This is a genomic window from Nitrospirillum amazonense (assembly GCF_007828035.1).
In the GTDB taxonomy this organism is placed as follows: domain Bacteria; phylum Pseudomonadota; class Alphaproteobacteria; order Azospirillales; family Azospirillaceae; genus Nitrospirillum; species Nitrospirillum amazonense.
Map to the genome: position 1 here is coordinate 130,617 of NZ_VITV01000003.1, position 14,739 is coordinate 145,355.

The following is a 14,739-nucleotide window of genomic DNA, read 5'->3' on the forward strand; positions in this document are numbered from 1 at the left end:
TTATCCGGCCAGCGCGATGGCCTCGTTGCCGTAGAGCGCCGACAGCAGATCGGCGGTGGTGACCATGCCCACCAGACGGCCGGTCTCGTCCACCACCATGGCTTCGTGTGCGCCGGTGGTCATGGCGGGCAGGATGTTGACCACGGGCGTGGTGGCCAGGGCCGTCACGGCCGGTTGTACCAGGTGGCGGATGCCCTGGCGGCCGGGGACGGTGGCCGGCAAGGGCGGGATGACGCCGAGCAGGCGCCCGCCCTCATCGGTCACCGGTACGCTGCGCAGGTGATAGTCGGCCATCAGGCCGCGTACCGTCGCCACCGTGTCCTCCGGCCCCACCGCCACCGGCACATGGGATCGGATGGCGCCGCAGCGGATGTCGCCATGCCGGCGCTGGTAGGCCCGGGCCTCCACCTGGCGGAATACGGCGTCCAGGTCGTCGCGGTCCACGTCCAGCTGCTCACCATAATGGGCCAGCACTTGGTCCAAATCCTCGATGGTGTAGCCGGCACTGTTGCGGGCGACCTGCGGCTGGGCCGGCGCCACGTGGGGATAGCGATGGCGGGTGAGGTTGTTGAAGGCCAGCCCCACGGCGATGAGGAGGAGCGTGTTCACGGCCACGGGTGCGGCGACGAAGCCGAAGCCCGCTGCGTGGATGGCCGGGCCGCCCAGTACGGCGGTCAATGCCACGGCGCCGCCGGGCGGGTGCAGGCAGCGCAAGCAGGACATGGCCAGGATGGCTAGGGCCACGGCGCCGGCGCCGGCCAGCACCGGGTCGGGGATCAGTCTGGCGCACAGCACCCCCGCCAAGCCCGACACCACGTTGCCGCCGAACACTGCCCAGGGCTGAGCCAGAGGCGTGGCGGGGGCCGCAAACACCAGCACGCTGGAGGCGCCGATGGGAGCGACTAGATAGGGCAGGCCGGCCGCGTTCCCGCCCAGCCACCAGCGGCTGACCAGCGTGGTCAGCAGGATGCCCAGCAGGGCGCCGATGAAGATGCGTGCCCGACCCAACGCCGGCAGCGCCGGCTGGACGGGGCGGAAGGAACGCAGGTAGGGATGCATGGAGGGACCGGAACGAAAGACGCGAATAAGATGCGTTAATTATTCATCTTATGAGCCGTCTGTAACACGCCCCAGTCCTGTTGTGAATGCCGCCTTTACCCGGCCGTGCCTCATTCCAGACGGTTGAGCAGGGCAATGTCGGTGGAAACCTCGTCCATGTTGCGCTGCTGGTTGGCGACCATCGTGCCCAAGGACTCCAGGGTACGCTCGATGCGCGCGGTGTTGTCGAACACCTCGTTCATTTGCCCGAAGACGCCGCGATAGCGATCATGGGCGTTGGCGAACTGGTCGCGCGCCTTTTGGATGTGCTCGCCCAATGTGGCCAGATTGGTTTCCATGCCCGCGATGTTGGCTTGTGTCTTGCCCAGGGTGGTCTTGGTATCGGTGGCCAGCTTCTTGACCTCAGTCGCCACGACGGCGAAGCCGCGTCCAGCCTCCCCGGCTCGCGCCGCCTCGATGGTGGCGTTCAGTGCCAGCAGGTTGGTTTGGCCGGCTATGGTGTCGATGATCTTCAGCACGTCGCGCAGGCCGGTCATGGCCTGGGCCATACGGCTGAACTCCGCCGCCAGGGTGCTGGTGTCGGCGTTGTCTTCCGCAGCCTTTTGGCTGGACATCACGACGTCACGGATGCGGTTGATGGTCTGCCGGATTTCGTGCGTCTCCTTCAATACCTGGTCGAACGCGTCACCCAGGCCGGCGCTGGCGTTGAAGTGGTCGATCAGACGGTGAATGATGCCCGACCGCAGGCTGTTCATCAGTTCCGCGCGTTTCAGCGTCGTATAGGTGAAGTAATTGACGAAGCTGGCATAGTGGATCGGAAAATTATCCACGATGGCGTCGTGGAAGGGCTGTCCTGCCTCTTGCTCGAAAAAGACCAGGGCGCTCAGGGTCTGGTTGATGTTGACGCCTAGCAGTTCGCCGAAGGTGGAGAAGCCCGCCGTTGGCGCGGTCCACAGCCCCGTCAGGCCACCCAGTTGCTTGTCGTTGTTCAAACGGCGCAGGATGCAGTCATTCAGCAGCACGGCCACGGGCGCCGGCTTGCCGCGCAGGAAGGCGGCCACGTCCCGCCGGGTCTGATCGACGAAGTCGGTCGGGCGCAACAACAGCAGCTCATCGCCCATGTTGACGTCACAGAAGAAGCTGACGACGCCGCTGTCGGCATCGATCGCGGCGACGGAACGCACGAATAGCTCGTCACCGATTTCGATGCCGAAGGTCTGGCGGCCCAGGGTGTCCATCACACGCCCTGGCGTAGTCTTCAGGACACGGGCCAGCACGTCGGCGAAGCGGTCCACCCGGCCGGTTGCCGGATCGATCACCGCGCTGACGGTGCGCCGGTCGGGGTCCGCCTCTGCCACGACGAAGCGGGTGGGGGTGCGTTCGAAGTTCTGGCTCTTCAGCACGCCGTAATGCTTGCCCGGTGCCAGCTTCAGAAAGGCGATGACGGCCCGGTTCTCAAGAACCCGTCCATCGGCGTAGAGATAGGTGTTCTTGAAATCCAGCTTGCCGCCGGCCGATCCCCCGACGAACAGACAGGGGAAGCGGCGGCTGGCATACACCGCTTCCATGAAATAGTTCTCGCTGTTGGATAGGCCGTCGATGAAGGTGAGGGCCAGCGTATCCCGATAATCCAGGGTGAAGGCCGGCCTGATCCCGGCTAGGCCCTCGCCGATGCGAGCCACCCGCTCCTCCCGGGTGCGCGACGGCTTCCCTTGCCGGATGTCGTCATTGCACAGCGGCGCTGTATGTATGCTGACGCCGGCGAACAGGTCGGGGGAGTAGACCTGGATGACGATGGTGGACCACCGGTCACCGGCCGGGCAATAGAGGGGACCCGGCTCTCCTGTACCGTCGCACAATTCCCCGGCCGTGGAGGTGGCCAGCAGCGGCGTGGTTCCGGCGAGGCGGCGTAGCGCCTCCGCCTGGCGCGCGAAATCGAGGTGCGGCGAGATGAAGGCCAGGGCCAGCGCCGCCGGTCTGTCTCCAAACCGAAAGGTCCCGGCGTCCACGCCGCCCAGATGGTCATCCGTGTTGGTCACCCGGACCAACGGTCCCCCTGTGGATGTCCCGCCAGGGAGCGGAAGGGCGGCGGCGGAAATGGTCATCGGACGGTTCCTCCAAATTGGTCACACCATAGGCGACCCCCTCTGCGGGGGGCTTCGCCGGAATCGGGTCGCGGCGGAAATGATGGCGTTGCTTCGCTCAAGAGAGCCATGAAACATGTAAATGAAACATTAAATGACGGGCCCGCCCCGGTTTGGGGTGATGGCCGGTAATTGAATGGCTTTGCTGGACAATTTCCTGGAACGACTACTGCTCAAGTCGAGAAGGGTGATTCCGGACCAAGAAAAAAGCCCATCCCCCGGGAAAGGGGGATGGGCACGGGCGGACGTTAGGGTAGGGACCGGGTGGATGGGAGCCGCACCCGGGCAGTCAAGGACGCCGCCCGATTTCAAGGTTGAGATGAAGGGATGACGCGGATGCCGCTCAGTTCAGCGGCGTCTGGGCATGGCTGACCGCCGATGCCAGGTGCGCGACGCAGTGGCGGTGGTCGGTGCCGCCGGGGGTGTGGCCCATCTCGGCGCAGGCGCGGGCCTCCGGCACCGGCTGCTGGGCGGCGGCGGCCTGGGTCTTCAGGCTGTCGACGCAGGCGGCGAAGTCCACGTTGGCCGGGGCCAGGCCCAGCGTGTCGCGGCAGACGCGGCGCGCGGCGTCGGTCTGTGCGGCCGTGATGGTGATGGCGGGCACTTGGGTGCCTGCTGCGGCGGTCCCTGTCGTGGCGGTGCCAGACGCCTGGGCGGCGCCTAGGGGAATGGCCAGGGCGACGGCCAGCACGGGGATCAGGGCCAGGGTCTTGGTAAAGCGCATGTTTTCCTCCTTGTGATGAATGATGTCGGGTTAGGGATCAGCCGTGGCTGACCTGCAGCTTGGCGGCGAATTCCTGGTGGCGGGCGACGTCGCCGTCGTCGATGACCACCCGTTCGCCCTGGCCCCGCCGGCGGTCCATCCAGCTGCTGATCAGCTCGGCGCAGGTATGGTCCATGAACCAGAGCGAGCGCAGGCGCAGGGTGACGCGCTGGGCGGGGGGCAGGCTTTCCAGCGCCTTGGCCAGGCGGGGAAGCTGCACCAAGCTGGCAGAACCGGACAGCACCACCTCCCACTCGCCCGCCCCCTTCTCGCGTGTGATGACCAGCAGGCGCAGGCGGCGTACCTGGGGCAGCAACTCGATGAGGCTGAGGCCCAGGCCCACCAGCACGCCGGTCAGAAGGTCGGTGGCGACCACAGTGACCAGGGTGGCGGCCCAGATGGCGGCCGGCAGGGCGCCATAGCGTTCGAACAGATGGCGGGCGTGGGCCACGCTGACCAGGCGATAACCGGTGACCACCAGCACGCCGGCCAGGGCCGACATGGGGATGGCCTGCAGCAGCCAGGGCAGCAGGGCGACGGCGCCCAGGATCCACACGCCGTGCAGGACGGTGGAGGTGCGGCCCGCGGCGCCGGCCTGCACGTTGGCGGAACTGCGCACGATGACGCCGGTCATGGGCAGGGCGCCGGCCAGGCCGCAGAGCAGGTTGCCCACGCCCTGGGCCGTCAGTTCGCGGTTGTAGTTGGTGCGCACACCGTCGTGCATGCGGTCAACCGCCGCCGCCGACAGCAGGGTTTCGGCGCTGGCGATGAAGGCGATGGCCACCGCCATGACGATCAGCTTGGGCTCGAGCAGGCCGAAGCCGTTGGCGACGTCCGGCGGCTGGATGGCGGCCCACAGGCTTTCCGGCACCGCCACCTTGGCCACCGGCAGGTTCAGCAGTGTGGCCGCCAGGGTGGCGGCGACGACGCCCACCAGGGCGCCCGGCACCAGGCGCAGGCGCTGGGGCCGCACCCATTCCCACACCAGCATGGTGGTGATGGTCAGCAGGCCGATGCCCAGCGCCGTCTCGGCCGCGTCGCCGCTGAAGGGGAACAGGCCGAAATACGCAGCGGGCGCGGCCAGGATGTTGGCCAGGCCGCCGGCCTGTGGCTTGGCGTCCAGCATGACGTGCAACTGGCCCGCCACGATCAGCACGCCGATGCCGGCCAGCATGCCGTGCACCACGGCGGGGGAGATGGCGCGGAACCACTGCCCCAGCTTCAGCATGCCGGCCGCCATCTGGATCAGGCCGGCCATGATCAGCACGGGTCCCAAGGCGCCGATGCCGGCATCGCGGATCAGTTCGAAGACGATGACCGCTAGGCCAGCGGCGGGGCCGCTGACCTGCAGGGGCGACCCCGCGAGCAGGCCGACGACGATGCCGCCGATGATGCCGGTGATCAGCCCCTTTTCAGGCGGCGCGCCGGAGGCGATGGCGATGCCCATGCACAGCGGCATGGCCACCAGGAAGACCACGATGGACGCGGGGAGGTCCCGCGCCAGCGTGGCGGGAAAAAAACGCTGCATCATCACGCTCCCTTACTCGGCCGCGGTGACGTGATGGGCGTGCTGGGCGCAGCAGGGATCGGCCACCGCGCGGCGCATGCCGCGCACGGCCACCTGAAGGGTCTGGTTCTTGTCGCCCACGGGCAGAAACTTCCCCGTCTCGCCGTCCAGGGCCAGGATGTGGCCGTTCTCCAGGTCGAAGAACCAGCCGTGCAGGTTCAGCTGCCCGGCGGCGAGCTTGGCGGCGACGGAGGGATGGCTGCGCAGGTGGTTCAGCTGCGCCACCACATTCTCCATGGCCAGCACGCGGGCGGCCTCCGCCTCCGGCAGCAGGCTGTAGGCCTCGCGCAGCACATGGCGGGCGCTTTCGGCGTGGCGCAGCCAGGCAGCCACGTTGGGCATGTCCTTCAGCGCCTCGGGCTTCAGCAGGGCCTTCATGGCGCCGCAGTCGGAATGGCCGCAGACGACGATGTCGTTCACGCCCAGGCCCACCACCGCGTATTCGATGGCGGAGGAGACGCCGCCGTTCACCTGGCTGAAGGGCGGGACGATGTTGCCGGCGTTGCGGCAGACGAACATCTCGCCCGGGCCGCTCTGGGTGATGATCTCCGGCACAACGCGGCTGTCGGCGCAGGAAATCACCAGCGCCTTGGGCTGCTGCCCGTGGTGGGCCAGCTTGCGGTACAGCGACCGCTGTTCGGGGAAGACAACAGATCGGAAGTGCGACACGCCGTCGATGATGCTGTCCATAATGGAAACCCTCGCGTTCAAGTCGATGATCCCTGGCCGGACGGTGGGGGGCGAAGGGCGCCTGGAACCACCGTCCCCGTTGGGGGCCATCAAGACTTAAGGCCTGAGTTTTTCCCGGATACGTTTCGATTATGACAAAGTGTGTCGGCCGACCTTTTGTGCCGGATCATCCCGTTTCGGAATCGTAATGATGACCGAAAGCCCGCCCTCCGCCCGGTTGTTCAGGGTGATGGTGCCGCCCTCGCGCGTCACCGCCTGGCGGGCGATGGTCAGGCCCAGGCCGGTGCCGCCCGTCCCCCGGTTGCGGGATTCCTCCAGCCGGTGGAAGGGTTCGAACACCGTCTCGAACTGCGCTTCGGGGATGCCCGGGCCATCATCGCTAATGGTGATGACGGCGCTTTTGCCCGTGTCCCGCACCGTGACCCGGGCCGTGCCGCCATAGGCGATGGCGTTGTTGATGATGTTGGAAAAGGCCCGGCGCATGCCCAGCGGCCGCAGGGTCAGGGGCAGGCGCTCCGGCCCCTCATAGCTGGCGACATGGCCGGCGTCGGTGGCGTTGTCGACCAGGGTAGACAGCAGGGCCGGCAGGTCGGTGCGGCGCGGCTTTTCCGGATCCTCCTCACCGCCCAGATAGTCCAGCAGGTCGTTGACCATGCCTTCCATCTCATCGAGGTCGCTGTCGAAGGCGGCGCGGTCCTCGGCATTGGGCAGGAAACCGGCGCGCAGGCGTAGCCGGCCAATGGGCGTGCGCAGGTCGTGGGAGACAGCGGCCAGGGCCTCCGTCCGGCTGGTGATCAGGCGGTCGATGCGCCGCTGCATGGCGTTGAAGGCCTGGGCGACGTGCCGGATCTCCTGCGGCCCCCGCGTGGGGACGAAGACCGGGGGGCCGTTGCCCACCGCGTCCGCCGCCTTGACCAGCATCTTGAGGGGGGATGCCAGGGTCTGCACCAGGAACAGGGCCATCAGCAGCACACCGATGGACAGCAGGGCGATGGAGCCCAACTGGGCATAGATGACCGGCACGGTGGAGGGCAGGTCGGTGACGCCGAAACGCAGCGTGCTGCCGTCCAGAAGGCGCACGTCGCCGTCAAACGCCTTCACCGGCGTCCCGGGCCCCGTGCGCAGGCGCAAGTCCATGCCGGCCAGGGCGGCCCGGTGCTCGATCATCTCATGGCGCAATAGCCAGCTGGCGGGGTTGTCGCCTTGCGCCTCACGCGCCTGGGACGCATCCACCCAGGTGAAGGTCAGGTAGGGTGAGGAGAGAGAGGACGCGACATTTCCCCGCCGCGCCGGATCGATGGCGGACAGGACATGGCCGGCCGTCTCCACCTGCTCCGCGATGTGCCAGGTCTGGGTCTCGTCGCCGTAATGCTGCTCCGCCTGGCCCAGCACGATGGCGTTGCCGATGACGGCCAGCAGCACCGCGCCGAAGAGCACCAGACCCAGGCGGCCGATCAGGCTGCGCGGCCAGAGGTGGCCCCAGCGGTGAATGCCGAGCCGGGTCACAGCGTCGCCACGTCGGCGGTGAAGATGTAGCCGACGCCGCGTATGGTGCGGATCAGGCGGTTCTCATCGCCCAGCTTGCGCCGCAGGCGGCTGACCAGCACGTCGACGCTGCGGTCGTTCACCTCACCCAGGCGGGCGCGGGACAGCTCCAGCAGGCGCTCGCGCCCGATCACGCGCTGGCGGTTCTCCAGGAAGCTGACCAGCAAGTCATGCTCCGCCCCCGACAGATCTACCGCCACGCCGTCGGGGTCGGTCAACTCGCGCCGGCGCCGGTCCAGGCGCCAGCCGGCGAAAACCATGACGTCCTGGGGCGCCGAGCCGATGGACCCGGCGCTGGTGCCGTTGTTCGCGGCGCGGCGCAGCAGGGCGCGGATGCGGGCCAGCAGTTCCTTGGCGCGAAAGGGCTTGGGCACATAGTCGTCGGCGCCCATCTCCAGCCCCAGCACCATGTCGATCTCCTCGCCATGGGCGCTGACCATGATGATGGGCACCTGGCTGGCGCGCCGCAGATCCCGGCAGATGTCCAGCCCGCTCTGGCCCGGCAGCATGACGTCCAGCAACACCAGGTCGAAGCTGCCCTGGCTCAGCGCGTCCGCCATCTCCCGGCCGTCGCGCACGCCGGTAGCCTCGAACCCGTTCTCCTTGAGCACGCGCAAGATCAGGGTGCGCATGGCCGGATCGTCCTCGACCAGCAGGATGCGCGCAATGGATAGGCTGTTCATCGGCCTTTAAATAAGGGCCGTACGCCGCCTTTCCAGGGGCGAACGCCGATCCATGCTGCGTATGCACAGAAGGGACGGAAAAAGGCCGCCTCAAGCCTTCTTTTCCCAACCCTTGTCGGTCTGCTGCCAGTAGGTAAGGTCCAGCCCCGCCTCCTTGGCGGCCTTCCAGCGCTGGCGGGCGGCGGCCACCGCGTCGGGGTCGATGCCGTCGAAGATGTCGCAGACGCGGGTGTATTCGGCCATGCGGGCGCTGGTGGCGCCGTCGGTCAGGAACAGCACCTGGGCGTCGTTGGGCCGCTCATCCACCGCCGTCAGCCAAATGGGCTGGTCGGCGGCGTGGCCGTCCTTGGCCGTGCCGTGAGGCAGGAAGCTGTCCGGACGCCAGGTCCACAGGTGCTGGGCCAGCTGCTCCGCCCGCTCTTCCACCGTCGACAGCACCACCGCCCGCCAGCCGCGCGCCAGCGACCGTTCCAGCAGGTCGGGCAGGGTCTGCTCCAGGCTGCTGCGCTGCAGGTGGTAGAAGTTGACCTCGGTCATGGGGCGTCCGACGGCAAAGGAAAGGGGCGGCCCGTGACCCGAGCCGCCCCGATCTTACCCTGACTGCGAAGGCTTTTGTCAGCCTTCGTAATAGTCGGCGACCAGCCGGTCCAGCAGGCGGACGCCGTAGCCCGAGGCGCCCTTGGGTACGGTGGCGCCGTCCTTCTTGGTCCAGGCGGTGCCGGCGATGTCCAGGTGGGCCCACGGCACGTCATTGACGAAGCGCTGCAGGAAGACGGCGCCGATGATGCTGCCGGCCTTGCCCGGGCTGCCGATGTTCTTCATGTCGGCGACATCGCAGTCGATGTCCTTGTCGTAAGCCGCCCCCAGGGGCAGACGCCACAGCGTCTCGCCCGTCTTGAGGCCGGCGTCGGTCAGACGCTGCGACAGCTCGTCGTTGTTGGAGAACAGGCCGGCGTGCTCATTGCCCAGCGAGACGATGATGGCGCCGGTCAGGGTGGCCAGATCGACCATGAAGCGCGGCTTGAACGTCGCCTGGGTATACCACAGGGCATCGGCCAGGATCAGGCGGCCCTCGGCGTCCGTGTTCAACACCTCGATCGTCTGGCCGGACATGCTGGTGACGACGTCGCCCGGGCGCTGGGCGTTGCCGTCGGGCATGTTCTCCACCAGGGCGACCACGCCGACGACGTTGGCCTTGGCCTTGCGGCCGGCCAGGGCGGCCATCAGGCCGATGACGGCACCGGAGCCCGCCATGTCCCACTTCATATCCTCCATCCCGGCGGCCGGCTTGATGGAGATGCCGCCGGTGTCGAAGGTGACGCCCTTGCCCACGAACGCCAGGGGGGCTGCCCCCTTCTCACCGCCGTCCCAGCGCATGATGACCAGCCGCGGCGGCTTGGCCGAGCCCTGGCCCACGCCCAGCAGCGCGCCCATGCCCAGCTTCTTCATCTGCTTCTCGTCCAGCACCTCGACCTTCACGCCCAGCTCGGTCAGGGCCTGGCAGCGCTCGGCCAGGGTCTCGGGGTAGATGACGTTCGGCGGTTCCGACACCACGTCGCGGGTGAGGAAGACGCCGTCGGCGATCTTCTCCAGTTTGCCGTAAGCCTTCTTGGCGGCGGCATGCTCGGCCGTGGCCAGGGTCAGCTTCTTCAGCGTCGGCTTCTGGTCCTTCGGCTCCTTGGTCCGGTACTTGTCGAAACGGTAGGAGCGCAGGCGGGCGCCGTAGCCGACGTTGGCGGCGAAGGTGGCCGGCGCCAGGATCAGGCCGTCATGGCCGTCCAGCACCAGGGTGGCATCAGGGTCGCCGGCGCGGGCCAGGCTGGCGGCCACGGTGCCGCCCAGCGACTGGGCCGTCAGGTCCGTCACCTTCTCGGCGGCGCCGATGCCCACCAGCAGGATGCGCGCATAGTCGGTGCCGCCGGGGGCCAGCAGGGTCAGCGTCTCATCCGCCTTGCCGGTGTAGCGGCCGGCTTCCATAGCGCGGGCCAGGGCACCGCCGCTCTTCTGGTCCAACTCGGCGCCCAGGCTGCCCAGGCCGCGGCCCTGCGACACCGTGATGGCCAGGACGCCGGATTGCGGCAGGGCGTTCTGGGCGTAAGCGATCTTCATCTTGCCTCTCTTGGTCGGTCCCTTGGGATCCTTGGAACGGGGGCGCCTCTGGGCGCCTGGACCCGTCCGGATGGCTTCGCCTTATGGCGTTGGAAGTCCTATACAGGATTTCTGAATGTTGTACGTCAACGCTCGAAATCCAGACCTTTTGTCCCAGGCGGTTGTTTCCGGAGACGGGAGTCGATAAGAACTGCGTGCCAAGCCTAGTCGGGCGGGGTTCCATGCCGGCTGTCGTCGGCTTGGCGGCGGGGTGTCGCGCCCTGGTTTCGCCAAATTGTGGGGCCCTATAGTGGCCAGGCCGCCGGTGCCCCTGATATGGGGCGCCGCGGTGGTCGGATCGGCGGGATGCGCGGGCGCCGTGGTGGCGGGCGCCGGTCCCGCCTTGTGTGTTGTGGAGCACGATGAACCTGATCGGCCGGTATTTGTCGCGCAACCTCGTCGTGGCGATGATTTTCATCACGGCCGGGTTGTCCTCGACCATCTGGATGACGCAGTCCCTGCGCCTGATCCAGCTGGTGGTCGAGGGCGGGGCGCCGATCAGCATGTTCCTGCGCCTTGCGTTTTCCACCCTGCCGACCTTCCTGGCGCTGGTCATGCCCTGGGGCGTGCTGATCGCCACGCTGTTCACCTACAACCGCCTGACGCTGGACAGCGAGCTGGTGGTCATGCGCGCCGCCGGCATGGGGCCGCTGACGCTGGCCCGGCCCGCGCTGCAGCTGTCGGCCATCGTGCTGTTCCTCTGCCTGCTGCTGAACCTGTTCCTGGCGCCGGCGGCGCAGCGCGAGTTCGTGCGCCTGCGCGAGGAGATCCGCACCGACTATTCCTCCGTCCTGCTGCGCGAAGGCACGTTCAACGACGTGGGCGAGGGCAAGACCGTCTATGTCCGCCAGCGCGGGGCGGAGGGCATGCTGAACGGCCTGATCATCTACGACAACAGCAAGCCGCAGCGCCCGGTGATGACCATCGCCGACCATGGCATCCTGGTGACGGCCGAGGCCGGCCCCCGCGTCATCGTCTATGACGGCGTGCGCCAGGAATACGACCGGGACACCGGCCACGCATCCAACCTGGAATTCAAACGCTACACGGTGGACCTGAAAGTGCTGAACGCCGGGGAAGCCCAGCGCTGGCCTGACCCGCGCGAACGGACGCTGAGCGACCTGCTGTTCGACACCGGCAACCCGACCGACACCCAGCTGCGCCCGCGCCTGAACCAGGAGCTGCACCAGCGTTTCGCGACACCGCTGCTGGCGCCGGCCTTCGCCATGATCGCGCTGACGGCGCTGATGTCCGGTGAATTCTCGCGCCGGGGGCAGGCCCGCCGCATCGCCTTGGCCGTGGTCTTCGGCATGCTGCTGCAGGCCATGATGCTGGGCATCTCCAACCTGGCGGTGAAGACCCAGGCCTTCAATGCCGTGCTGTATGTCGTGGGCATTCTGCCGGTGGCTATCGGCTACTGGTACCTTGAGAATTGGCGGCGTCTGAGCCGGGGAGCGGCGGGCCGGTCCGGCACCACCCCGCCGGCGGGGCCGCCCGCCACGGGACCTTTGGGCGGAAAGGCGGCCTGAAATCATGCGCATCTCGCCCACGCTGTCCGTCTACATCACTCGCCAGTTCGTGTTCTGGTTCCTGATCATCCTCGGGGGCATGCTGGCGCTCGTCCTGCTGCTGGACACGGTGGAGCTGCTGCGCCGGGCCGCCGCCAAGACGGACGCCACCTTCCAGATCGTGCTGAGCATGGCGCTGCTGAAGCTGCCGGAGATCGGCCAGCAGATCTTCCCCTTCGGCGTGCTGTTCGGGGCCATGTATACCTTCTTCCGCATGACCCGCAGCGCGGAGCTGGTGGTGGTGCGCGCCGCCGGCATTTCCGTGTGGCAGTTCATGACGCCGGTGCTGCTGACATCCCTGGTGGTCGGCATCCTGAACATCACACTGCTCAGTCCCGTGTTCGCCACCATGCTGGCGCGGTATGAGCAGCTGGAAAGCCGCTATCTGCGCGGCCAGCAGAGTTCCCTGGACGTGGCGCGCTCCGGTGTCTGGCTGCGCCAGGTACAGGAGGGGGATAACGGCAACTACCTGATCCACGCAGAATCCGTGGGGCCAGGCAAGCCGGTGAACCTGCGCACCGTTACCATCCTGCTGTTCAATGGCAGCGACCAGATTCCGGTGGGCCGCCTCGATTCCGAAACGGCGGAGCTGCAGAAGGGCCAGTGGGTGCTGCGCAACGCCTGGCTGAACCGGCCGGGCCGCCCGACCCAGCATGTCGACGGCATGGCCCTGCCGACCGACCTGACGGAAGCCCGCATCCAGGAAAGCTTCGCCCCGCCGGACACGCTGTCGTTCTGGGAACTGCCGAGCTTCATCCAGACGCTGGAGCAGGCGGGCCTGTCGTCGGTGCGGCACCGCATGTACTACGAGTCGATGCTGGCCGTGCCCGCCTTCTTCTGCGCCATGGTCTTCCTGGCCGGCACTTTCTCCCTGCGCCATGCCCGCCGGGGCGGCACCTTGCAGATGCTGGGCACCGGCCTGGTGACGGCGCTGGTGCTGTTCGTCAGCCAGAACATCATCCAGGCGCTGGGCCGCAGCGGCGTGCTGCCCGTCTTCCTGGCCGCCTGGGCGCCGGCCGGCGTCTGCCTGATGCTGGGAACCGCCGCCCTGCTGCACCTGGAGGATGGCTGAGCACCATCCTCGCGCCGCACACCGGCTTGCGGGGGCCGTTTGCCTTCGCCCCCCCTTGGCTCTATAAGTTCCGTTCTTCGTTTCTCCCCGGTCCCCGCTTTTCCGGTAAGGTCAGATGATCCAACTTTCCCGCCGTTCCGCCGCTGCCGTGCTTGCCTTCGGCCTGACCCTGGGCACGAGCCTGGCCACGCCCGCGCTGGCGCAGCTGGCCGGCCCCCGGACGGCCGCCGCCACCAACGGCATGGCCCTGGGCCCGCGCCTCGCGGCCCAGCCGCAGGGCCAGCAGGAAGAGCGCATCGTCGCCGTGGTGAATGACGAGGCCATTTCCCAGACCGACCTGGCCGGCCGCATGCGCCTGGCCATCGTCAACACCGGCCTGCCCGACACGCCGGACGTGGAACAGAAGCTGAAGCCCCAGGTGCTGCGCCTGCTGATCGACGAGAAGCTGGAGCTGCAGGAAGCCAAGAAGCAGAACCTGGTGGTGACGGACGAGGAGGTGGACCGGGAGTTCGCCCGCCTGGCCAAGCAGAACAAGGCCCCCTCACCGGAAAGCTTCGCCGCCAACCTGGAACGCGAAGGCGTGCCCGTCGCCGCCCTGAAGGACCAGATGCGCGCCAACATCGCCTGGAACAAGGTGGTGCAGCGCCGCATCCGTCCCACCATCCAGGTGAGCGACGAGGAGATCGACAGCCGCACCTCGCGCATCATCGCGAACGCCGGTAAGCCCGAGTACCTACTGACGGAAATCTTCATCTCCGTCGACAATCCCAAGCTGGACCAGGACGCCCACCAGCTGGCCGACAAGTTGGTTGGTGAGATCACTCACGGCGCCAACTTCGCCGCCGTGGCCCAGCAGTTCTCGCAGAGCGCCACGGCCGCGGCCGGCGGCGACATGGGCTGGGTGCAGCAGGGGCAGCTGGAGCCGGCGCTGGATCGCGCGCTGCAGCGCCTGCCCACGGGCCAGGTTTCGGTGCCGCTGCGCGGCGCCGGTGGCTACTACATCTTCCTGGTCCGGGACGAACGCACGGTGACCGGTGGCGATCCCGCCGACATCCAGGTGTCCGTGGGCCAGGTGGTGGTGCCCGTTCCGCCCGGCACGGACGTCCAGGCGCTCGGCCAAGCCGTGAAGAAGGTCGGTGACACCTCGCACAGCTGCGAGGCTCTGGCCGCTGCCGCCAAGGCCAACCTGCCGGGTTCCACCACCCGTGCCCAGCCCATGACCCGCCTGGGTGACATCCCCGGTGAGCTGTCAAAGCTGATCGGCCGTCTGGGCGTGGGGCAGGCCACCGACCCGCTGGAAACCCAGGCCGGCCTGATGCTGTTGATGGTGTGCGACCGCAAGGTGCCGGAGGGCAGCGCCCCGCCGCGCGACCAGGTGGCCAACATGATCGGTGGCGAGCGTATGGACATGCTACAGCGGCGCAACCTGCGCGACCTGCGGCGCGCTGCCACCATCGACATCCGTAGCTGAGGGGCGGGGGCGACAGCCCCCGATCCGTT

At 67.8% G+C, this 14,739-nt stretch carries 12 protein-coding genes; 3 read left to right on the plus strand and 9 right to left on the minus strand.

Features of this window, described 5'->3' with window-relative positions:
* The 9 genes from FBZ87_RS08530 to FBZ87_RS08570 all read right to left on the minus strand — a co-directional run bounded on the left by FBZ87_RS08530 (position 1) and on the right by FBZ87_RS08570 (position 10,560).
* Positions 1-1,059, minus strand: coding sequence for an HPP family protein (locus tag FBZ87_RS08530; protein WP_145609928.1), 1,059 nt, complete (start codon positions 1,057-1,059; stop codon positions 1-3).
* Positions 1,060-1,169: 110 nt separating this feature from the next.
* Positions 1,170-3,098 (minus strand): methyl-accepting chemotaxis protein, encoded by a 1,929-nt coding sequence (locus tag FBZ87_RS08535; RefSeq protein WP_281288942.1) that lies wholly within the window; start codon positions 3,096-3,098, stop codon positions 1,170-1,172.
* Positions 3,099-3,546: 448 nt separating this feature from the next.
* Positions 3,547-3,927 carry a hypothetical protein gene (locus FBZ87_RS08540; RefSeq protein WP_145609930.1) on the minus strand — a complete coding sequence of 127 codons (381 nt, stop codon included), beginning with the start codon at positions 3,925-3,927 and terminating at the stop codon, positions 3,547-3,549.
* Positions 3,928-3,964: 37 nt separating this feature from the next.
* The gene (locus FBZ87_RS08545; protein ID WP_145609931.1) at positions 3,965-5,497 is read right to left on the minus strand and encodes a SulP family inorganic anion transporter; all 1,533 of its coding nucleotides are present in this window, start codon (positions 5,495-5,497) and stop codon (positions 3,965-3,967) included.
* A 9-nt stretch (positions 5,498-5,506) separates the two neighbouring features.
* A complete protein-coding gene (locus FBZ87_RS08550) occupies positions 5,507-6,223 on the minus strand; it encodes a carbonic anhydrase (protein WP_145609932.1) in 717 nt (238 codons plus the stop codon).
* 129 nt (positions 6,224-6,352) lie between these two features.
* Positions 6,353-7,729, minus strand: coding sequence for an ATP-binding protein (locus FBZ87_RS08555; protein WP_145609933.1), 1,377 nt, complete (start codon positions 7,727-7,729; stop codon positions 6,353-6,355).
* Complete coding sequence (locus tag FBZ87_RS08560) at positions 7,726-8,451, minus strand: response regulator transcription factor (protein WP_145609934.1); 726 nt, start codon at positions 8,449-8,451, stop codon at positions 7,726-7,728. Before FBZ87_RS08560 ends, FBZ87_RS08555 begins: the two co-directional genes overlap by 4 nt.
* A gap of 90 nt (positions 8,452-8,541) precedes the next feature.
* Positions 8,542-8,988 carry a DNA polymerase III subunit chi gene (locus tag FBZ87_RS08565; RefSeq protein WP_145609935.1) on the minus strand — a complete coding sequence of 149 codons (447 nt, stop codon included), beginning with the start codon at positions 8,986-8,988 and terminating at the stop codon, positions 8,542-8,544.
* A gap of 78 nt (positions 8,989-9,066) precedes the next feature.
* On the minus strand, positions 9,067-10,560 hold the full coding sequence (locus FBZ87_RS08570; RefSeq protein ID WP_145609936.1) for a leucyl aminopeptidase: 1,494 nt from the start codon (positions 10,558-10,560) through the stop codon (positions 9,067-9,069).
* A 401-nt stretch (positions 10,561-10,961) separates the two neighbouring features.
* Here FBZ87_RS08570 and lptF point away from each other — a divergent pair, with 401 nt between their 5' ends.
* From lptF to FBZ87_RS08585, 3 genes are all read left to right on the plus strand, one after another.
* Positions 10,962-12,128: an LPS export ABC transporter permease LptF gene (gene lptF / locus FBZ87_RS08575; RefSeq protein WP_145609937.1), complete on the plus strand. Its 1,167-nt coding sequence runs from the start codon at positions 10,962-10,964 to the stop codon at positions 12,126-12,128.
* A gap of 4 nt (positions 12,129-12,132) precedes the next feature.
* Positions 12,133-13,239: an LPS export ABC transporter permease LptG gene (gene lptG, locus FBZ87_RS08580; protein WP_145609938.1), complete on the plus strand. Its 1,107-nt coding sequence runs from the start codon at positions 12,133-12,135 to the stop codon at positions 13,237-13,239.
* Between the two features lie 115 nt (positions 13,240-13,354).
* Positions 13,355-14,710: a peptidylprolyl isomerase gene (locus tag FBZ87_RS08585; protein ID WP_145609939.1), complete on the plus strand. Its 1,356-nt coding sequence runs from the start codon at positions 13,355-13,357 to the stop codon at positions 14,708-14,710.
* Positions 14,711-14,739 lie beyond the last annotated feature (29 nt).